The sequence below is a fragment of the Dactylosporangium sp. CA-052675 genome, assembly GCF_050947935.1.
Classification (GTDB): Bacteria; Actinomycetota; Actinomycetes; order Mycobacteriales; family Micromonosporaceae; genus Dactylosporangium.
On the sequence record NZ_CP192010.1, the window covers coordinates 5,797,618 to 5,820,964 of the forward strand.

Annotated in this window: 2 protein-coding genes; both read right to left on the minus strand. The window is 75.7% G+C overall.

The genetic code is table 11. The annotated features are described in order from the left end of the window. Positions 1–20 precede the first annotated feature (20 nt). The gene (locus tag ACQP1P_RS26240) at positions 21–13,445 is read right to left on the minus strand and encodes a type I polyketide synthase (RefSeq protein WP_433073805.1); all 13,425 of its coding nucleotides are present in this window, start codon (positions 13,443–13,445) and stop codon (positions 21–23) included. Further along, the gene (locus tag ACQP1P_RS26245; protein WP_433073808.1) at positions 13,445–23,254 is read right to left on the minus strand and encodes a type I polyketide synthase; all 9,810 of its coding nucleotides are present in this window, start codon (positions 23,252–23,254) and stop codon (positions 13,445–13,447) included. The genes ACQP1P_RS26240 and ACQP1P_RS26245 overlap by 1 nt, the downstream gene beginning before the upstream one ends. Positions 23,255–23,347 lie beyond the last annotated feature (93 nt).

Sequence of the window (23,347 nt, forward strand, 5' to 3'; positions counted from 1 at the left end):
GCGTCGGTCCGGCGGTCCGTTCAGGACAGGCCGAGCGCGTTGTCCACGAGGTCGAACAGTTCCTCGTTGCTGGCGACCCGGAGGGTGTCGACGGCCTCGGCGCCGCCGTCGGCGGGCTCGGCCGCGGTGAGCCGCTGCAGCAGGCTCTGCAGGCGCAGGGTGACCCGCATCCGGCCGAGGTCGTCCTGCGGGCGGCGGCTGAGCATGTCCTCGAGGCCGTCGAGCTCCTCGGTCGTCGGCAGCGCCTCGTCCCCGCCGCCGTCGCCGAGCTCGGCGCGCAGGTGCTCGGCGAGGGCGATCGGCGTCGGGTAGTCGAAGACGATCGTGGTGGCCAGCCGCAGCCCGGTGGCGGCGGCGAGCCGGGCCCGCAGCTCGACGGCGGTGAGGGAGTCGAAGCCGACCTCGCGGAACGGGCGGCTGCGCTCGAGCTCGTCGGCGCGCTCGTGGCCGAGGACCCCGGCCGCGGCGGTGAGCACCAGGTCGACGAGGAGCCGGGCGCGGTCGGGCTCGGCCAGGCCGTCGAGGCGGCGGCGCAGGTCGGCGCCCGCGTGCTCGTCGGGTCCGTCGGGGCCGTCGCCGCCGGCGGGGCCGTCGCCGGCCTCGGGGATCAGGCTCAGCAGCGGTCGCGGGCGGGCCGAGGCGTAGATCGGGGCGAAGCGCGGCCAGTCGACGTCGGCCACCACGAGCGTGGGGTCGTCGTGGGCGAGGGCGTCGTGGAGTACCGACACCGCCGCCTCGGGATCGAGGAGCCGCACGCCCCGCCGGGCCATCTCGGCTCCGGTCGGCTCGTCGATCATCCCACCGCCGCCCCACGGGCCCCAGGCGACGGAGACGGCGGGGATGCCCTCGGCGCGCAGGCGCTCGGCCCAGGCGTCGAGGAACGCGTTGCCGGCCGCGTAGGCACCGTGCCGGCCGACGCCCCACACGCCCGCGACGGAGGTGAAGTAGACGACGGCCTCGAGGTGGTCGCGGTCGATGAGCTCGTGCAGGTTGCGGGCGCCGGCGAGCTTCGCCGCGCTCACCTCGGCCAGCTCGCCGAGGGGCACGTCGGCGACCGGGGTGAGCCGGGCGACGCCGGCGGCGTGAACGATCGTGGTGATGGTCTCGCCGTCGCGGCGCAGGCGGTCCGCGAGCGCGGCGACGGCGCCGCGATCGGTCACGTCGCAGGCGAGGACGCGGACCGTGGCGCCGGCGGCGGTGAGGCGTTCGGTGAGCTCGGCGGTGCCGGGCGCGTCGGGGCCCTGGCGGCTGACGAGGATCAGCCGTTCGGCGCCGTTGCCGGTGAGCCAGCGCGCGGTGTGAGCGGCGAGGCTGCCGCTGGCGCCGGTGATGAGGGTGGTGCCGGCCGGCCGGTACGGGCGGGTCGCCCCGGCCGCCGTGGTCGCCCCGGCGCGGACGAGCCGTCGCGTGTGGACGGTGCTGGGCCGGATCGCGGTGTGCTCGCGGTCCGTGGTGAGCGTGTGGGCGAGCTGCGCGACGGCGGCCGGGGTGAGCTCGGCGGGCAGGTCGACGAGGCCGCGGTACAGGTGCGGCCGCTCCAGCGCCGCGACGTGCCCGAGGCCCCAGGTGGCCGCCTGGTCGGCGTCCGGCGGCAGGTCTTCGGGGCCCGCCTTGACCGCCTGCTGGGTGCAGAGCCAGACGGCGACGGGCTGCCGGAGGAGCTCCAGGTTGGCCGCGAGGCCGGCGGGGAGGTGCGGGTGGTCGGCGTGCGGCGAGGTGTCGAGGGCGAGCAGGGAGACGACGGCGGTCGGCTGGAAGTCGCCGAGCGCGGCTTCGAGGTCGGTCGTGGCCTCGGCGGCGGCGCCGTGCTCCCGCAGGCCCTTGGCGATCTGCTCGGCCGTGTCGGTGGTGGCCGGGGTGTGCAGGAGCAGCCAGCGGTGGCCGGTGGCGTCGGCGCGGGCGGCGGGTTGCTCCGCCGGCCAGGTGATCCGGTAGCGCCACGGCCGCGTCTGCTCCGTGGTGCGCAGCCGGGTGAGCGCGGGCAGGACCTCGCGGAGGGGCTGGTCGGCGTCGAGGCCCTGCAGCAGCTTCCAGAGCCCGTCGTCGGCGCCGGTCGACGGCTTGATGGTCGGCCAGTAGCGGCGGCGCTGGAACGGGTAGGTCGGCAGTTCGGGGCGGCGCTCGCCGGGCTTGAGGATCCGCTCCCACGGGATCTCGACGCCGTGCGTGTGCAGGCGCCCCAGCGCCTCGGCGATGGTCGACCCGGCCCGCATGACGGGAACGGCGACGACCTCGTCGGCGTCGAGCATCGGGGTCAGCACCGCGTCCGGCCCGATCTCCAGGAACGTGTCCGCACCCTGCCCCCGCACGAACGAGACCGCGTCGGCGAACCGCACCGTGTCGCGGGCATGCCGCACCCAGTACTCCGCGTCGAACTCCGTGATCAGCTCGCCGGTCACGGTGGAGACGATCGGGATGCTGGGCGGGTTGAAGGTCATCGCCGCGACCTCGGCCCGGAACGGCTCCAGCATCGGGTCCATCAACGCACTGTGGAACGCGTGCGAGACGGTCAGCCGCTTGGTCCGGAACGGCAGGTCGAGGGCGTCGATCACCTCGGCCGGCCCGGAGAGCACGATCGACTCCGGCCCGTTGACGGCCGCGACCGACACCCTGTCCGGCAGCGAGTCGGGGTGTCCACCGACCGCGAGCATCGCGCCACCGGCGGGCAGCGCCTGCATGAGCCGCCCGCGGGCCGACACCAGCCGGCACGCGTCTTCGAGAGAGAGCACCCCGGCCACATGAGCCGCGGCGATCTCGCCGACCGAGTGCCCCATCATCCAGGAGACCGGGACGCCCCAGGACCGCAGCAGTTCCGCCGTGGCGATCTCGACCACGAACAGCGCCGCCTGCGTGAACACCGTCTGCGTCAACCGCTCACCATCGGTGAACATCACCGACTGCAGACCATCCGGCAACAGCTCGCACGCACGATCGACCACGCCGGCGAAGACCGGGAACGCCTCATACAGCTCGCGGCCCATCCCGACCCGCTGGGCTCCCTGGCCCGAGAACATCCACGCGACACCGCCGCGCTCCCCCGCGCGCGTGCCCTCGACCGACCGCAGCCCGGCGAGCAGTGCCGCCTTGTCGCGGCCCGTGACCGCGGCCCGGACGCCGAGGTGCGAGCGGTGGACGGCCAACTCCCAGGCGGGGTCGGCGCCGGAGGTCTCGGCCCAGTCGGCGACCTGCGCGGCCCGGGCCTTGAGTCCGGCGGCGTCGGCCCCGGAGATCAGCCACACGCCGTCCAGGGCTCCGCCGCTGCGACCGGCCGGCGGCTCGGTCTCGATCGGGGGCGCTGCGAGGATGGTGTGCGCGTTGGTGCCGGAGATGCCGAACGACGACACGGCGGCGCGGCGCGGGCGGCCGTTGTCGGGCCAGGCTCGGGCCTCGGTGAGGATGGACACCGCGCCGGCCGACCAGTCGACGTGCGGGGTCGGCTCGTCGATGTGGAGGGTTCGCGGCAGGATGCCGTGTTCGAGGGCCTTCACCATCTTGATGACCCCGGCGACACCGGCCGCGGCCTGGGTGTGGCCGATGTTGGACTTCACCGACCCGATCCACAGCGGCTCGTGCCGGTCGCGGCCGTAGGTGGCGATGAGCGCCTGGGCCTCGATCGGGTCGCCGAGCTTGGTCCCGGTGCCGTGGGCCTCCACGACGTCCACGTCGGCGGCGTCGAGGCCGGCGCCGGCCAGGGCCTGCCGGATCACCCGCTGCTGAGCCGGGCCGTTCGGGGCCGTAAGTCCGTTGGAGGCGCCGTCCTGGTTGACCGCGCTGCCGGCCACGACGGCGAGGATCGGGTGCCCGTTGCGCCGCGCGTCCGACAGGCGTTCCACGAGCAGGACGCCGACGCCTTCGCCCCAGCTGGTACCGTCCGCGCCGGCCGCGAAGGACTTGCAGCGCCCGTCGGCGGCGAGGCCGCCCTGCGCGTCGAACTCCAGGAACGCGCCCGGCGTCGACATCACGGTCACACCGCCGGCCAGGGCGAGATCGCACTCCCCGTTGCGCAGCGCCTGCGCCGCCAGGTGCAGCCCCACCAGCGACGACGAGCACGCGGTGTCGACGGTCACGGCCGGGCCCTGCAGCCCGAACCAGTACGCCAGCCGGCCCGACACCACCGACGCCGAGTTCCCCGTCGCCTGGTAGCCGTCGACCTCGGCCCCGGCACCGAGGAGGAGCGTGCCGTAGTCCTGCCCGTTCGTCCCCATGAACACACCGGTCAGCGAGCCCCGCAGCCCGTCCACGGGCACCCCGGCGCCCTCGAAGACCTCCCAGCAGACCTCCAGCAGCAACCGCTGCTGCGGGTCCAGCGCCAGGGCCTCCCGCGGCGAGATGCCGAAGAACCCGGCGTCGAACTCGGTGGCGCCGTCCAGGAATCCGCCGACCCGGGCGAAGTCGCCGCTGAGCCCGTCCCAGCCGCGGTCCGCCGGGAACCCGCCCATCGCGTCGCGGCCCGCGGCGACCAGGTCCCACAGGTCGTCGGCCGAGCGCACGCCGCCCGGGAAGCGGCAGCCCATGCCGACGATGACGATCGGCTCGCCGTCGACGGCGACCGCGGCGCGGACCGGCTCGTCCGCGGCCCCACCGGCCAGGAACTCGGCCAGCTCCGCGACCGACGGGTGGTCGAACACGACCGTCGAGGACAGCTCCACCCCGCACAGCCGCGCCAGCCGGTCCCGCAGCTCCACCGCGGCCAGCGAGTCGAACCCAAGCTCGCGGAACGGCCGCCGGACTCCGACCGCGTCCACCCCGGCGTGGCCCAGCACGGCCGCGACCTCGCGCCGGACCAGGCCCACCAGCTCGTCCCGCGACCGACGCACCGCCACCGCCGGCGACACCGGCGCCTCGACCGGCGCCACCACGTCGAACAGCCCGCCGACGCCGACCGCCCGGAATGCCTTGGCCAGCACGTCCCAGTCGACGTCGGCGACCGTGAGCAGCGGCTCGGCGTTGACCAGGCGGCTCAGTCCGGCGACCGCGGCGCCGGGGTCGAGGAGGGCGAGCCCGCGCCGGTGCAGCCGGGCCGCGGACTGCTCGTCGGCCATGCCGCCGTCGCCCCACGGCCCCCAGGCGAGCGAGGTGGCGGCGAGCCCGCGGCCGCGGCGGAGCGCGACGAGCGCGTCGGCGGCCGCGTTCGCCGCGGCGTACGCGCCCTGCCCCGCGCCGCCCCACACGCCGGCTGCCGAGGAGAAGACCACGAACGCGTCGAGCCGCCGGCCGCGGGTGACGGCGTCGAGGTTGACGGCGCCGGCGAACTTGGGGCCGAGCACGGCGGCGAGCTCGTCCTCGGACAGGTCCTGGACGGCGGTCGGCGCGCCGGGCACGCCCGCGGTGTGCACGACGGCGGTGAGGTTGTCGATGCCGTCGGTGATCCGGGCGAGGGCGTCGCGGTCGGTGATGTCGCACGCCTCGATGTCGGCCGCGCCGTGGGCGCGCAGGTCGGCGAGGAGGTCTTCGGCGCCGGGGGCGTCGAGGCCGCGCCGGGACAGCAGGACCACGCGTGCGGCGCCCGCTTCGAGGGCCCAGCGGGCCACGCGGGCGCCGAGGGCGCCGGTCCCGCCGGTGACGAGGACGGTGCCGGAGGGTGTCCAGGTGGGCTCGGCGGGCAGGGTGGCGCGGGTGAGCCGGGGGGCGTAGGCCTTCCCGCGCCGGATCGCGACCTGCCGCTCGCGGCCGTCGGCCAGCACGGCGGCGATGCTGCCGTCGCCGTCGAGGTCGATGAGGCCGCCCCAGCGGGTGGGCTGCTCCAGCGCGGCGACCCGGCCCAGGCCCCACACGACCCCGGCCTCGGCGTCGGTCACGGCGTCATCCAGTACGTCGTCCAGTACGTCATCCAGTCCGTCACCCGCGTCGACCGCGACGGCCCCGCGGGTCACGCACCAGACCTTGGCGGCGCTGTCGCCGCGCAGCCGGTCCAGGACGGCCCCGGCGGAGGGCTCGACCAGCACGACGCCGGCGAGCCCGTCGAGGTCCGTCGGCTCGGTCTCGACCGTGGCCCCGGCCGCGCGCAGGTCGGCCGCGACCGCCTCACCGGGTCCGAGGACCAGCCAGCGGCCGGTGAGCGACGCGGTGGACGTGGGCAGCGGGGTCCACCGGACGCGGTACGCCCACGAGTCGACCTTCCCGGTCCGGCGCGCCGGGGCGGGCCAGAACCGCTCCCGCTGGAACGCGTAGGTGGGCAGCCCGAACACGGGTCGCCCGGCGCCCCCGACGACGGCCTTCCAGTCGACGTCGACGCCGGCCACGAACAGCTCGGCGACGGCCCGCAGCAGCGTCTCGGACTCGTCCCGGTTGCGCCGCAGCGACGCGACGACGACGGCATCGTCCCCGTGCAGGTGCGGCGCGAGAATGGCGTCGGGCCCGACCTCCACGAAGGTGTCGACCCCGGCCTCGCGCATGGCGGCCACGTTGTCGGCGAACAACACCGTGCCCCGCACGTGCCGCACCCAGTAGTCGGCATCGAACTCGGAGATAAACCCGCCGGTGACATTGGAAATGATCGGAATCTGCGGCGAGTTGAACGTGACCGTGTCGAGAACCGCGCGGAACTCCTCCAGCATCGGCTCCATCAACGCGCTGTGGAACGCATGCGACACCCGCAGCCGGCTGGTCCGGACCTCAGGAAGCTCGGGCAGCAGCTCGGCCGGCCCCGACAACACCCACGCGTTCGGCCCATTGATCGCCGCGACCGACACGCCCTCGGGCACGTCCTCCACCGGAGCCCCGACCGCGAGCATCCCGCCACCAGAAGGCAGGGCCTGCATCAACCGAGCCCGGGCCGCGACCACCTTGCAGGCATCTTCCAGCGACCACACACCTGCCACATACGCGGCGACCAGCTCACCGATCGAGTGACCGCCGACGACCGCCGGGTTGAGGCCCCACGCCTTCAACTGCTCGTAAAGGGCAACCTCGATCGCGAACAGCGCCGGCTGCGTGATCTCCGTGTCGTCGATCCGCTCGTCCGGCAGCTCACCGAAATGCCCGCGCACCTCGGCGTAGACCCGGTTGAACACCGGGAAGTCCAGACCAGCACCCATCCCGGCGCGCTGGGCGCCCTGGCCCGAGAACAGCACGCCGACCCGGCGGGCCGCGGCGACACCGGCGACCGGTTCGCCCGGCAGCAGCACCATGCGGTGGTCGAACCGGGCGCGGGACAGCAGCGAGCGCCCGACATCGGCCCGGTTCAGCTCCGGGTGGGCGTCGAGGAAGGCCGACAGGCGCGAGGCCGACTCGCGCACCGCCTCGGCCGACCGCGCCGACACGACGAGCGGCGCCGGGCTGGACGCGGCGGGCTCCGGCTCCGGTTCCGGCTCCGGCTCCTGGAACGCCTCCAGGATCACGTGGGCGTTGGTGCCGCTGATCCCGAACGAGGAGACCCCGGCGCGGCGCGGGTGGCCGTTGCGCTGCCACGGCTGGGGTTCGGTGAGCAGGGACACGGCCCCGGCGGTCCAGTCGACGTGCGGGGTGGGCTCGTCCACGTGCAAGGTCCGCGGCAGCTCGCCGTGGCGCATGGCGAGGACCATCTTGATGACGCCCGCGACACCCGCCGCGGCCTGCGTGTGGCCGATGTTCGACTTGACCGAGCCGAGCCACAGCGGACGGTCCTCGGGGCGGTCCTGGCCGTAGGTCGCCAGCAGCGCCTGCGCCTCGATCGGGTCGCCCAGCGTCGTGCCGGTGCCGTGCGCCTCGACCACATCCACATCGGACGGCTGCAGCCCGGCGCCGGCAAGGGCCTGCCGGATGACCCGCTGCTGCGAGGGGCCGTTCGGGGCCGTCAGACCGTTCGAGGCGCCGTCCTGGTTCACCGCGGAGCCCCGCACGACCGCGAGCACCGGGTGCCCCAGCCGTCGCGCGTCCGACAGGCGCTCCACCAGCAGGACGCCGACGCCCTCGGACCAGCCCGTGCCGTCCGCCGCCCCGGCGAAGGACTTGCAGCGGCCGTCGAAGGAGAGGCCGCGCTGCTTGGAGAACTCGACGAACGTCCCCGGCGTGGCCATCACGGTGACGCCGCCGGCGAGGGCCAGGTCGCACTCCCCCTGGCGCAGCGACTGCGCGGCCAGGTGCAGGGCGACCAGCGACGACGAGCAGGCGGTGTCGATGGTGACGGCGGGGCCTTCGAAGCCGAAGGTGTACGCCACCCGGCCGGAGACGACGCTGCCGGAGTTGCCGGTGCCGACGTAGCCCTCGACCCCGGCGGGGGCGTCGACGAGCTGGGAGACGTAGTCGTGGTACATCACGCCGGCGAAGACGCCGGTGCGGGAGCCGCGCAGGGTGGCCGGTTCCAGGCCCGCCGACTCCAGGACCTCCCAGGACGTCTCCAGCAGCAGCCGCTGCTGCGGGTCCATGGCGAGGGCCTCGCGCGGGCTGATGCCGAAGAACTCGGGGTCGAAGAGCGCGGCGTCGTGGAGGAAGCCGCCGAGCTGCGTCGAGCTCGCGCCGTCGCGCAGCTGCGCCAGGTCCCAGCCGCGGTCCGTGGGGAACGCGCCGATGCCGTCGCCGCCGGTGCGCAGCAGGTTCCAGAAGCCCTCCGGGTCCTGGACGCCGCCCGGGTAGCGGCAGGCCATGCCGACGATGGCGATCGGGTCGTCGTCGGCGGCCCGGCGAAGGGTGACGACCCGCCCGGCCTCGGCGCCGGTGAGCCGGTCGAGGACGAAGCCGGCGAGCAGCAGCGGGTTCGGGTAGTCGAACACGACGGTGGCCGGCAGCTGCAGGGCGGTCGCGGCGGTGAGCCGGTTGCGCAGGTCGACGGCGGCGAGGGAGTCGAATCCCATGTCCCGGAAGGCCCGGTCGAGCACCACGGGCTCCGGGTCCGGGTAGCCCAGGACGGTGGCGACCAGGGCTCGTACGAGACCGACGACGACGTCCCGGGCCTCGTCCCGCGGCAGTCCGGCGAGCCGGGTCCCCCAGTCGCCGCTCGCGCCCCCGGCGACGGCCCGGCGGGGCGCGGTCCGGCCGACGAGGGGCCGCAGCACCTCGGGTACGCCGGCCAGGCCCCGCAGCGCGGCGAGGTCGAACCGGGCGGCGACGGGCAGGGCCGAGTCGCCGGCCAGGGCGTCGCCGAGCAGCGCCAGGCCGGTCGCGGCGTCGAGGGCGGCGGCGCCGGTGCGGGCGAGGTCGCTGCCCATGCCGAGGTCCCACAGCCCCCACGCGATGGAGACCGCGGGGAGCCCGAGCGTGCGCCGGTGAGCGGCGAGCCCGTCGAGGAAGGCGTTGCCGGCCGCGTAGGCCGCCTGCCCGGGGCTGCCGACGACCCCGGCCAGGGAGGAGAACAGCACGAACATTCGCAGCGGCCGGTCGAGGGTCGCCTCGTGCAGCCACCACGCCCCGGCCACCTTCGGTGCCAGTACCCGGCTCACCCGCTCCGGCGTCAACCCCGTGAACACCCCATCGTCGAGGACGCCGGCCGCGTGTACGACACCGACCAGGTCCGGCATCCCGGCCACCAACTCGAAGACCGCATCCCGGTCCGTGACGTCACACGCCACCACCCGCGCCCCGGGCACCTCACCACCGCGCCGCCCGACCAGCACCACCTCACCCGCACCACACACATCCACGAGCCACCGCGCGACAACCCGGCCCAACGCACCCAGCCCGCCGGTAACCAGCACCGTGCCACCGGCGAGGTCGACGGCACCGGACGGCGACGAGGACCGGGTCAGTCCCGGAACGAGCACCGCACCGTCGCGAACCCGAACCTCGCCGAGGCCGGCCGCGATCACGCCACCGAGCACTTCCGCGGCGGCGTCACCGGAGACCAGCACGATCTGGCCCGGGTGCTCCGCCGCCGCCACACGCAGCAGACCCCACACCGCCGCCGCGCCCAGATCATCCGGCTCCGCCACAACGACCAGACGACCAGACCCGGCCAGCACCCGCCCCGCGACCGACAGCGCCTCACCGACCAGCGCGTCCACCGCCCCCGGGACGGACGCGTCGCCGATCGGCGGCACCCGCCACACCGTCACGTCCGCGTCCAGCGGCGCGGGCGTGACCTCGCGCGGCTGCCACGCGACCTCGTACAGGTCCCGCCGGGCGGAGGACCCGGTGGTCACCGCCCGCAGCACCACCCGCTCGATCGACACGACCGGCTGCCCGGACTCGTCGGCCGCGAGCAGCTCGAAGCCGGCGGTGGCGTTGCCCCGGATCCGCACGCGCAGGACGGCCGCGCCGGTCGCGTGCACGCGGAGCCCGGCGAACACGAACGGCAGGCCCGCGTCCGGGTCGAGCCGCCCGATCGGGTGCAGCGCCGCGTCGAGCAGGGCCGGGTGGACCGCGAACGACCCCGGGTCGTCCACCGCCACCTCGGCGAACAGCTCGTCCTCGCCGCCGCGCCACAGCCGCCGGAGTCCCTGGAACGCCGGCCCGTACGTCACCGCCGCCCGCGAGTACCAGTCGCCGACCGGCACCTCCTCGCCCGGCGTCCAGGCGAACGAAACCTCGGCGGCGGCGAACGAAACCTCGGCGGCGGCGGCGCCCAGCGCGCCCTCGGCGTGCCGGACCCACTCGTCCTCGCCGTCGGGCCGCGACGAGATGGTCACCGCACGGCGACCGGACGCGTCCGCCGGCCCGACCCGGACCTGGACCGCGACCCCGCCCGCGGTCGGCACGGCCAGCGGCGCGACGAGCGACAGCTCCTCCACGACGGCGGCGCCGACCTCGTCGCCGGCCCGGACCGCCATCTCGGCGAGCGCGGTCCCGGGCACGACCACCACGTCCCCGATCGCGTGGTCGGCGAGCCACGGCTGGGCCGCGAGCGAGAGCCGGCCGGTGAGGACGACGACATCGTCCTCGGCGACGCGTACCGCCGCGCTCAGCAACGGATGCCCGACCACCCCGAGCCCGGCCCCGGCCAGGTCACCGACGCCGCCGGCCGACTCGAGCCAGTAGCGCTCGTGCTGGAACGCGTATGTCGGCAGCTCGACAGTCCGGCCCCCGGCCCCGGCGAACACCGCGCTCCAGTCGACCTCGACCCCGGCCGCGAACAGCTCGGCAACGGCCCGCAGCAGCGTCTCGGGCTCGTCCCGGTTGCGCCGCAGCGACGCGACCACGACGGCGCCCTCGGCCGGCAGATGCGGCGCGAGGATCGCGTCCGGCCCGACTTCAACGAAGGTGTCGACACCTTCGGCGCGCATGGCGGCCACGTTGTCGGCGAACAACACCGTGCCCCGCACATGCCGCACCCAGTAGTCGGCATCGAACTCGGAGATCAGCCCACCGGTGACATTGGAAACGATCGGGATCTGCGGCGGATGGAAGGTGACGCCTTCCAAGACCTCGCGGAACTCGGCCAGCATCGGCTCCATCAACGCGCTGTGGAACGCGTGCGACACCCGCAGCCGACTGGTCCGAACATCCGGGAACTCCGGCAGCAACTCGGCCGGGCCAGACAACACCCATGCGTTCGGCCCGTTGATCGCGGCTACCGAAACACCATCCGGGACCTGCTGAACGGGCGCTCCGACCGCCAGCATCCCCCCACCGGCCGGAAGCGCCTGCATCAACCGCGCCCGGGCCGCCACCACCTTGCACGCGTCCTCAAGCGACCACACACCGGCCACATACGCCGCGACCAGCTCACCGATCGAGTGACCGCCAACCACCGACGGCTCCAGACCCCAGGCCTTCAGCTGCTCGTAGAGGGCGACCTCGATGGCGAACAGCGCGGGCTGGGTGACCTCCGTGTCGTCGATCCGCTCGTCCGGCAGCTCACCGAAATGGGACCTCACCTCGGCGTAGACCCGGTTGAACACCGGGAAGTCCAGACCAGCACCCATCCCCGCGCGCTGGGCGCCCTGGCCCGAGAACAGCACGCCGACCGTCCGGCCGGTGGCGACGCCCGAGACCGCGCCGCCCGGCAGCATGACCAGGCGGTGGTCGAACCGGGCCCGGGAGGCGATCAGGGAGTGGCCGGCGTCCACCCGGCGCACGTCCGGGTGCGCGTCCAGGAAGGCGGTGAGGCGGTCGGCGCACGCGTGCGCCGACGCGGCCGACCGCGCCGACACCACCAGGGGCACGACCGGCAGCGGCGCGCCGGCGGGGGCGGGCTCCGCGGCGGGCTCCGGCGGGGCCTCGATGACGACGTGCACGTTGGTGCCGCTCACGCCGAACGAGGAGATCCCGGCCCGGCGCGGGCGGTCCGCGGCCGGCCACGGGCGGGCCTCGGTGAGCAGGGACACCGCCCCCGCGGTCCAGTCGACGTGCGGGGTGGGCTCGTCCACGTGCAGGGTGCGGGGCAGCACGCCGTGGCGCATCGCCATGATCATCTTGATGATGCCGGCCACGCCCGCGGCGGCCTGGGTGTGGCCGAGGTTGGACTTGATCGAGCCGAGCCACAGCGGGCGGTCCTCGGGGCGGTCCTGGCCGTAGGTGGCCAGCAGCGCCTGGGCCTCGATCGGGTCGCCGAGGACCGTGCCGGTGCCGTGCGCCTCGACCGCGTCGACCTCGGCCGTGGACAGGCCGGCCCCGGCGAGGGCCTGGCGGATGACCCGCTCCTGCGACGGGCCGTTCGGGGCGGTGAGCCCGCTGCTGGCGCCGTCCTGGTTGACCGCGCTGCCCCGCACGACGGCGAGGATCGGGTGGCCGAGGCGCTCGGCCTCGGAGAGGCGCTCGACGACGAGCATGCCGACGCCCTCGGACCAGCCGGTGCCGTCCGCGGCGCCCGCGAAGGACTTGCAGCGGCCGTCGGGGGCGAGGCCGCGCTGGCGGGCGAACTCCACGAAGGTGCCCGGAGTGGCCATCACGGTCACGCCGCCGGCGAGCGCGAGGTCGCACTCCCCCTGCCGCAGGGCCTGGACGGCGAGGTGCAGGGCGACGAGCGAGGAGGAGCAGGCGGTGTCGACGGTGACGGCCGGGCCCTCCAGGCCGAAGGTGTAGGCGACGCGGCCGGAGTGCACGCTGCCGGAATTGCCGGTGCCGAGGTAGCCCTCGACGCCGGCGGGGACGTCCATCGCGCGGGAGACGTAGTCGTGGTACATGACCCCGGCGAAGACCGCGGTGCGGCTGCCGCGCAGGCGGGCCGGGTCGAGGCCGGCCGACTCGAAGGCCTCCCAGGACGCCTCCAGCAGGAGCCGCTGCTGCGGGTCCATGGCGAGGGCCTCGCGCGGGCTGATGCCGAAGAACGCCGGGTCGAAGTGGGCGGCGTCGTGCAGGAAGCCGCCGTGCCGGACGTAGGTGGCGCCGCTGCGGTCGGGGTCGGCGTCGTACAGGCCGGGCAGGTCCCAGCCGCGGTCGTCGGGGAACCCGCCGATCGCGTCGCCGCCCTCCGCGACGAGCCGCCAGAGGCTCTCGGGGTCGGTGACGCCGCCGGGGTACCGGCAGGACATGCCGACGATCGCGATGGGCTCGTTCCCGCGGGCCTCGAGCTCGCGCAGCCGCCGCTTGGTGTCGCGCAGGTCCGCCGAGGCGCGCCGCAGGTAGTCGAGGAACTCGGCCTCAGTGGGCATCAGACGGCCCCTAGTTCGTCGTCCAGGAAGGTGAAGAGCTCCTCGGCCGACGCGGTCTGCAGCGCCAGGTCGCCGCTGGCCGCCTCGGGCGTGGTCCACCGGGCGAGCAGGTCGCGCAGGCGGCTGCCGACCACGGCGCGGTGGGTGTCGTCGAGCGGGACCGCGTCCATGCTCGCCTCGATCCGGGTCAGCTCGCCGAGGATGGCGAAGGCGGAGACGGCCTTCTCGGCCACGAGGGTCGAGGCGAGGTAGTCGGCGAGGGCGGCGCTCGTCGGCCGGTCGAAGATGAGCGTCGAGGGCAGCCGCAGGCCCGTGACGGCGTTGAGCCGGTTGCGGAACTCGACCGCCATGAGCGAGTCGAAGCCGAGCTCGAGGAAGCCGCGGTCCTCGTCGATCGAGCGCATCGAGGCGAAGCCGAGCACCGCGGCGGCCTGGGTGCGCACGAGGTCGGCGAGCATCCGGGTGCGCTCGGGGCCGTCCAGCCCGGTGAGCGCGGCCCGCAGCGCGGCGGCCGGGTCGTCCGCCCCGCCCCGCGGCGCCGCCCCGGGTCCGGCGGTCGGGATGAGGGAGCGCAGCACGGGCGGTACCTCGGCCGCGCCGGCGTTCTTGAAGGCGGTCTGGTTCAGCCGCAGCGGGGCGAGGACCGGCTCGGGGCGGCGCAGCGCCTCCGAGAACAGCGCCAGGCCCTCGTCGGGCGCGAACGGGGTCAGGCCGCCGCGGGACATCCGGCGCGCGTCGGCGTCGGCGAGGTGGCCGGTCATGCCGCCGGTGCCCGACCACGGACCCCAGGCGATGGAGGTGCCGGGCAGGCCGCGCGCCCGCCGGTAGTGGGCGAGCCCGTTGAGGAACGCGTTGCCGGCCGCGTAGTTGGACTGCCCGGGCCCGCCGAGGATGGCGGCCGCGGAGGAGAACAGCACGAACGCGCGCAGCGGCAGGTGCTCGGTGACCCGGTGCAGGTTCCACGCGGCGTCGACCTTGGGCCGCAGCACGGTGTCGTACCGCTGCGGCGTCTGCGAGCCCAGCACGCCGTCGTCGAGCACGCCGGCCATGTGCACCACGCCGACGAGCGGGTGCCCCGCGACCGTCCGGGCCAGCTCGGCGTGGTCGGCGACGTCGCAGGCGGCCAGGTCCACGGATGCGCCGAGCGCTTCGAGCTCGGCCACCAGCGAGGCCGCGCCCGGGGCGTCGGGCCCGCTGCGGCTGAGCAGCAGCAGCCGGCGCACGCCGTGGGCGGTGACGAGGTGGCGGGCCATGAGCCGGCCGAGCGCGCCGGTGGCCCCGGTGACGAGGACGGTGCCGTCGCCGAGGGCGGGCGGCTCGTCGGCGGGCGCTTCGGCGGGGCGGGCGAGGCGGGCGGCGTACACCTGCCCGGCCCGGATGGCGATCTGCGGCTCGCCGCCGGCGAGCGCGGCGGGCAGCGCGGCCTCGGACTCGGGGGCGTCGTCGAGGTCGGCGAGCACGATGCGGCCGGGGTTCTCCGACTGGGCCGAGCCGAGCATGCCCCAGAGCGCGGCGGCCGACAGGTCCGTGACGGTGTCGCCGTCGGCGACGGGTACCGCGCCGCGGGTCACGACCGCGAGCACGCCGTCCTCGTCGGCGAGGAAGGCCTGGACCCGGGCGAGCATCTCGTGCACGCGCCGGTGCGTATCGGCGACGGCGTCGCCGACCGCGCCGGTGGCGGTGTGGATGACGGCGTCGCCGCGGGCACCGGGCTCGGTCGGCACCGGGATCCACTCCGGGCGGAAGAGCGAGCGGCTGCCGGTCGACAGCTGCCCGGCCTTCACCGGGCGCAGGACGAGCTCGGCGACCGAGGCGACCGGAGCGCCGGTCGTGTCCGCCATGGCGATGGCGAGGCCGCCACCGTCCGACGGGGTGAGCCGCACCCGCAGCTCCGAGACGCCGGTCGCGTGGACCGCGACGCCGTTCCACGAGAACGGCAGGCCGGGCTCGGCGGGCGGTTCGTCGGAGGCGACGGCGGCGGGCGCGCCGAGGGCGTGCATCGCGGCGTCCATGAGCGCGGGGTGCAGGCCGAAGGCGCGGGCGTCGGCGACGACGGACGCGGGCAGGACGACCTCGGCGAAGACCTCCCGGCCCAGGCGCCAGGCGGCGCGGAGGGCCTGGAAGCTCGGCCCGTACTGGTAGCCCTGGGTCGCCAGCCGCGGGTAGATGTCGTCGACCACGAGCGCGTGGGCGCCGGCGGGCGGCCACTGCCCGGCGAGGTAGGCGGGGGTGCCGGAGTCGGCGGTGAGCAGGCCGGTCGCGTGCCGCTGCCACTGCCGGGCCTCGGGGTCGTCGCCGGGCGCGTCGGAGCGCGAGTAGATCGCGACCGGGCGGCCGCCGGACGGGTCGGGCGCGCCGACGCGGGCCTGCAGGTCGACGCCGCCGGTGCGGGGCAGCACGAGCGGCTGCTCCAGCGTCAGGTCGGCCACCCGGGGCGCGCCGACGCGGCGGCCGCACCAGGAGGCGAGCTCGACGAAGGCGGTGCCGGGGATGAGGATCGTGTCCATGACGGCGTGGTCGGCCAGCCACGGGTGCGTGCGCAGCGAGATCCGGCCGGTGAACAGGGTGCCCTCGCCCTCGGGCAGCTCCGTGGCCGCGCCGAGGATCGGGTGGCCGGTGGAGTCGAGGCCGGTGGTGGTGATGTCGGCCGTGCCGTTCGGGGCGTCCTGCATCCAGTACCGCTCGCGCTGGAACGCGTACGTCGGCACGTCGACGCGGACGGCGCCGGTGCCCTCGAAGAGCCGGGGCCAGGCGACCGGGACGCCGGCCACGTGCAGCCGGCCGAGGGCGGCGAGCAGCTCCGCGGTCTCGGGCCGCCCGGCCCGGCCCAGCGGCACGGCCAGGGCGTCGGGGTGCGGCACGAGCGCGCTGAGCACGGCGGCCGGGCCGAGCTCGACGAACGCGCGGGCGCCGAGGGAGTGCAGGCAGGTGACGGCGTCGGCGAAGCGGACGGTGTCGCGGACCTGCGTGACCCAGTAGTCGGCGTCGAACGCGGTGATCGGCGCGCCGGTGACGGTGGAGACGATCGGGATCTGCGGCGGGTGGAAGGTGATCGTGCGCAGCACCTCGCGGAACGGCTCCAGCATCGGCTCCATCAGCGCGCTGTGGAACGCGTGCGAGACCCGCAGCCGCTTGCCCGGCAGCGTGTCGATGAGCTCGGCCGGGCCGGACAGCACGATCGAGCCGGGGCCGTTGACCGCGGCCACCGAGACGCCGTCGGGCAGGTCCTCGACGGGCCCGGCCACGGACAGCATCGCGCCGCCGGCGGGCAGGTCCTGCATGAGCCGCGACCGGGTGTCGACGAGCAGGCAGGCGTCGGGCAGGCCGAGCACCCCGGCGACGTGGGCGGCGCTGATCTCGCCGATGGAGTGCCCGGCGAGGTGGTCGGGGCGCAGGCCCAGGTGCTCCAGGAGGCGGAACAGGGCCACCTCGAAGGCGAAGAGGGCGGCCTGGGTGTACCGCGTCTGGTCGAGCCCGTCCGCGTCGCCGTGCATGACGCTCGCGAGGGGCCGCGGCAGCAGCTGGTCGAAGTGGGTGCACACCGCGTCGAAGGCGGTGGCGAAGACGGGGTGCTCGCGGGCGAGCTCGGCGCCCATGCCGAGCCGCTGGGCGCCCTGGCCCGGGAACAGGAACGCGACGCCGGGCCGGGCGGCGGCGGTGCCGGTGGCGACGGCCGGGTGCTCCCGGCCGGCGGCCAGCGCGTCGAGCCCGTCGGCGAGGGTCTGCCGGTCGGGCGCGACGACGACGGCCCGGCGTTCGAGGGCGGCGCGGGCCACGGCCGAGGAGTAGGCGAGGTCGGCCGGGCGCAGGTCCGGGTGCTCGGCGACGAACGCGGACCAGCGGGCGGCCTGGGCCGTCAGCGAGGCGGCGTCGCGGGCCGAGAGCAGCACCGCCACCGGCGAGCCGGGGACCGGGCCGGCGGCGACGGGTTCGAGGACGTCCTCCTCGATGATGGTGTGGGCGTTGGTACCGCTGATGCCGAACGACGACACCGCCGCGCGCCGTGGACGGGTCGCCTCCCAGGGCCGGGCCTCGGTCAGCAGGGACACCGCGCCGGCCGTCCAGTCCACGTGCGGCGTGGGCTCGTCGACGTGGAGGGTCTTGGGCAGCACCCCGTGCCGGATCGCCATGACCGTCTTGATGATGCCGGCGACACCCGCGGCCGCCTGGGGGTGACCGAGGTTGGACTTCACCGACCCGAGCCACAGGGGGCTCTCGCGGTCCTGGCCGTAGGTCGCCAGCAGCGCCTGGGCCTCGATCGGGTCGCCGAGGACCGTGCCGGTGCCGTGCGCCTCGATCAGGTCGACGTCGTTGGTGCCCAGCCCGGCCGCGGCGAGCGCGGCCCGGATGACCCGCTGCTGCGACGGGCCGTTCGGGGCGGTGAGCCCGTTCGAGGCGCCGTCCTGGTTCACCGCGGAGCCGCGCACGATCGCCAGCACCTGGCGGCCGTCGCGCCGGGCGGCGCTGAGCCGCTGGACGAGGAGCAGGCCGACGCCCTCCGACCAGCCGGTGCCGTCGGCGCTCGCGGCGAAGGCCTTGCAGCGCCCGTCGCCGGCCAGACCGCCCTGGCGGGAGAACTCGGCGAACGTGTTCGGGGTGGCCAGCACGGCGACGCCGCCGGCGATCGCGAGCTCGCACTCGCCGTTGCGCAGGGCCTGGGCGGCCAGGTGCAGGGCGACCAGCGACGACGAGCACGCGGTGTCGACGGTGACGGCCGGGCCCTCGAGGCCGAAGGCGTAGGCGACGCGGCCGGAGATGACGCTGCCGGAGCCGCCGGTCATCAGGTAGCCCTCGACGCCCTCGGGCACCTGGGTCAGGCCGCTGCCGTAGCCGGATCCGGACGCGCCGACGAAGACGCCGACCTGGCGGCCGCGCACGCCGTGCACGTCGATGCCGGCCCGCTCGAAGACCTCCCAGGCCGCCTCGAGCAGCAGCCGCTGCTGCGGGTCCATGGCCAGGGCCTCGCGCGGGGAGATGCCGAAGAACGCGGCGTCGAAGCCGGCCACGTCGTCGAGGAAGCCGCCCGCGCCCTCGGCCGCGGCCCAGCCCCGGTCGGCGGGGAACGCGCCGATCGCGTCGACGCCGTCGGCGACGATCCGCCAGAGGTCTTCGGGGCTGGTGATGCCGCCGGGGTACCGGCACGCCATGCCGACGATCGCGATCGGATCGTCGGCCGGGGACGCCGACGGGTCCGGCCCGGCCGCCGCGCTCGCGCCGCCGAAGACCCGCTCGTGCAGGTGGTCGGCGAGCACGATCGGCGTCGGGTAGTCGAAGACCAGCGTGGACGGCAGCCGCAGGCCGGTGACGTCGTTGAGCTTGTTGCGGAACTCGACCGCGGTGAGCGAGTCGAAGCCGAGCTCCTTGAACGGCCGGTCCCGCAGGTCCTCGCCGACGCCGTGGCCGAGCACGACCGCGGTCTGGGCGCCGACCAGGTCCAGCAGCGCCCGGCGCCGCTCGTCCGCGCTCAGCGCCGACAGGTGGGCCAGGGACGAGGGGATCGCCCCGCCGGCCGCGCCGGCCGAGTCCTCCTCGGCGGCCTCGGTGAGCGCCAGCACCGCCGGCAGGTCGGCGAGCAGGGGGCTGGGGCGGGACAGGCTGAACGAGGGGTAGAAGCGCGACCAGTCGACGTCGGCGACGGTCATGCACGCGTGCGGCCGCTGCAGCACCCGGTCCAGGGCGGCCAGCAGGCGCTCGGGCGGCACCGGGGGCACGCCGAGGCGCTGCATCGCCTGCGCGGCCGGGGTCTTGGCGGCCATGCCGTCGCGGCCGCCCCACGCCGTCCAGGCCACCGCGGTGCCGGCCAGCCCGCGGGCGCGCCGGTGCTGGGCCAGCGCGTCGAGGACCGAGTTCGAGGCGCCGTACGCGCACTGCCCCGCGCTGCCCCAGATCGCCGAGATCGAGGAGTACAGCACGAACGCGTCCAGCGGCCGGTCCCCCACGGCCGCGTCGAGGTTCAGGGCGCCGAGCACCTTCGCGGCGGTGACGGCGGCGAAGTCGGCGAGGGTGGTGTCGGTCATCGCGGCGAGCTGGTCGACGCCGGCCGCGTGCACGATCGCGGTCAGGCCGGGCAGCCCGGCGACGAGGGCGGCGACGGCGTCGCGGTCGGTCACGTCGCAGGCGACGATCTCGACCCCCGCCTCCCGCGCGAGCTCGGCGGCGCCCGGCGCCCCGGCCCCGCGCCGGCTGACGAGCACGACCCGCTCGGCGCCACGATCCAGCAGCCAGTGCGCCAGTTGTGCGCCCAGCGCCCCGGTGCCGCCGGTGACGAGCACGGTGCCCGAGGGCTGCCAGGGACGTTCGGCGGCCCCGCCGGGCGGGGCGGGCAGCAGCCGCCGCCCGTAGGCGCCCGAGCCGCGCAGCGCGACCTGGTCCTCGCCACCGGCCAGGATGCCGGGGAGGCGCCGCAGGCCGTGCCGGTCGATGGTCGCGGGGAGGTCGATGAGCCCGCCCCACCACTGCGGGTATTCGAGGGCGGCGGCCCGGCCGAGTCCCCAGACGAGCGCCTGGAGCGGGTGCTCGACGGGGTCGGCGGGTCCGACGGAGACGGCACCGGAGGTGAGGCACCACAGGCGGGCCGGGCCGCCGAGGTCGTCGAGGGCCTGGGTGAGCGCCAGGGCGGCGGCGGAGCCGATCGAGCTGCCGGGGTGCCCGGCCACGGGCCGGTCCTGGCCGGCGGCGACCAGGATGACGCCGGCCGCACCCGTCACCCTCGCCGCGAGCCGGGCGCGATCGAGGTCCTCTTCGCCGTATTCGAGCGCGACGGCGTCGCCGAGCGTCGCGAGCACGTCGCCGGTCCACTGCGGAGCGTCGGCGCGCGGGACCAGGACCACCCAGGGGCCGCCCGGCGCCGCGCGCTCGGGGACCTCGACGGGCTTCCATTTGATGAGGTACGACCAGGCGTCGAGCTCGGAGCGCTCGCTGCGGCTGCGGCGCCAGCGGTCCAGGACGGGCAGCGCCGACTCCAGCGACTCCAGCTCCGGGCCGGTGGCCAGCTGCTGGACCTCGCCGCGCTCGACGGCGGCCCAGAACTCGCCGTCGCCGCCGGTCGCCGGCGGCTGCCCGGGCCGCGGCCAGAACCGCTGCTCGGCGAACGCGTAGGTGGGCAGCGGGACGCGGCGCGCGCCGGTGCCGGCGAACAGCGCGGCCCAGTCGACGGTGCGGCCCCGCACGTGCAGCTGGGCCAGGGCGGTGAGGGCGGCGTGCGGCTCGGGCCGGTCGCGGCGCAGGACCGGCACCACCAGCACCTCACCGGGACGCTCCCCCAGCGTGTTCTCTGCCATCGGGGCGAGGATGCCGTCCGGGCCCAGCTCGACCAGCGCGGTCACGCCGAGGTCGGCGAGGGCGGTGACGGCGTCGGCGAAGCGGACGGCGCGCCGGACGTTGCCCACCCAGTAGGCGGCGTCGAACTCGGTCACGGGCGCGCCGGTGACCGTCGACATGAACGGCACCGCCGGCGGGTTGTACGTGAGCCCGGCCGCGATCCGGCCGAACTCGTCCAGCATCGGGTCCATGAGCGGGCTGTGCGAGGCGGTGCTGATGCGCAGCAGCTTGGTGCGGACCTCGCGGGCGGCCCAGAGCGCCTTGACCTCCGCGACCGGGCCGGCCTCGCCGGAGACGACCACGGCGGCCGGGCCGTTGACCGCGGCGATGACGACGCGGCCGCCGAACGGCTCCAGGGTGGGGGCGACGTCGGCCTCGGGGGCGCCGATCGCGAGCATCGCGCCGCCGCCGGGCAGCTGCTCCATGAGCCGGCCGCGGGCGGCGACGAGCACGCAGGCGTCGGCGAGGGACAGCACGCCGGCGACGTGGGCGGCGGCGATCTCGCCGAAGGAGTGCCCGACGACGTGGTCCGGGCGCAGGCCCCAGCCGCGGACCAGCGCGGCGAGGGCGACCTCGACGGCGAAGAGCGCGGCCTGGGTGTAGCGGGTGCGGTCGAGCAGCTCCGCCTCGGCGGTGCCCTCCGCGGCGAAGACGACGGGTTTCAGGGGCCGGGGCAGGTGCGGGTCGAGCAGCGCGCAGACCTCGTCCAGGGCCCGGTCGAACGCGGGGTACGCGGCGGCCAGTTCGCGGCCCATGCCGGGGCGCTGGCCGCCCTGGCCCGAGAACATGAACGCCAGGGGGGCCGTGGTGGCGCCGGCGGTACCGTTGCCGGACACGACGTCCGCGGAGGGCTCCCCGGCGGCGAGTGCGTCGAGGGCGCGCAGCGCGTCCGCGCGGTCGGCCGCGAGCACGACGGCCCGGTGCTCGAACGTGGACCGGGACACGACCGCGGACAGCCCGGTGTCGGCGAGGCGCCGCGACTCGTCAGTGCCCAGCCAGGCGGCCAGCTTGCGGGCCTGGCGGGCGACGCCCTCGTGGTCGCGGGCCGACAGCACGATCGGGACCAGCGGCGGCTCGGCGCCGTCCGCGTCCTCGACCGGCGCGGCCGGGGCCTCTTCGAGCAGGACGTGGGCGTTGGTGCCGCTCATGCCGAACGAGGAGACGCCGGCGCGGCGGGGCTCGTCGCGGCGCGGCCACGCCTCGGCCTGCAGCGGCAGCGCGAGCGCGCCGGTGGACCAGTCGATGTCGGGCGACGGCTCGTCGACGTTGAGCAGCTTCGGGAAGAGCCCGTTGCGCATCGACATGACGGTCTTGATGACGCCCGCGACGCCCGCCGCCGCCTGGCAGTGGCCGATGTTCGACTTCACCGAGCCGACCCGCAGCGGCCGGTCGGCGGGGCGGGACTGCCCGTAGGTGGCCAGCAGCGCCTGCGCCTCGATGGTGTCGCCGAGGGGCGTGCCGGAGCCGTGGGTCTCGACGATGTCGATCTGGTGCGGCGAGAGCTGGGCGTTGGTGAGCGCCTGGAGGATGACGCGCTGCTGCGACGGGCCGTTCGGGGCCGTGAGACCGTTGGAGGCGCCGTCCTGGTTGACCGCGCTGCCGCGCACGACGGCGAGGACCGGGTGGCCGTTGCGCTGCGCGTCGGAGAGCCGCTCCAGCAGCAGCACGCCGGCGCCCTCGCCCCAGCCGGTGCCGTCGGCGCCGGCGGCGAACGGCTTGCACCGGCCGTCCGGGGCCAGGCCGCGCTGGCGGCTGAAGCCGATGAACGCGGCCGGGCTGCACATGATGGTCGAGCCGCCGGTGAGCGCCAGGGTGCACTCGCCGTTGCGCAGCGCCTGGGTGGCCAGGTGCAGGGCGACGAGCGACGACGAGCACGCGGTGTCGACGGTGACGGCCGGGCCCTCGAGGCCGAGCGCGTAGGAGATGCGGCCGGAGACGACGCTGGCCGCGGTACCGGTGATGATGTAGCCCTCGGTGCTGTCAGGCGACTGCTGCAGGACGGTGACGTAGTCCTGGCCGGAGGTGGCGACGAAGACGCCGATCTGGTGGCCGCGCAGCCCCGCGGGGTCGATGCCCGCGTGCTCGATCGCCTCCCAGGAGGTCTGCAGGAGCATCCGCTGCTGCGGGTCCATGCCCAGCGCCTCGCGCGGGGAGATGCCGAAGAAGGCGGCATCGAACCGGTCGGCGGAGTCGACGAAGCCGCCCTCGGCCACGTAGGAGGTCCCGGGGTGGTCGGGGTCGGGGTGGTACAGGTGCTCGAGGTCCCAGCCCCGGTCGTCCGGGAACTCGGCGATGGCGTCGGTGCCGCTCGACACGAGCCGCCACAGGTCCTCGGGACCGCGGACCCCGCCCGGGAAGCGGCAGGCGATGCCGACGATGGCGATCGGTTCGCGGCTGCCGGCCTCGACGTCGCGCAGCCGCTGTTTGGTCGCAGCCAGGTCCGCCGTGACCAATTTCAGATAGTCCCGCAGCGCTTCTTCAGTTGCCATCAACGCACCTTCTACGAGCGTCTCCGCATTGCGACGAAAGTATTTGACGCCGAAACCGCGTCACAACCCCTAGCCGCCCCTACTGCGGCCCCA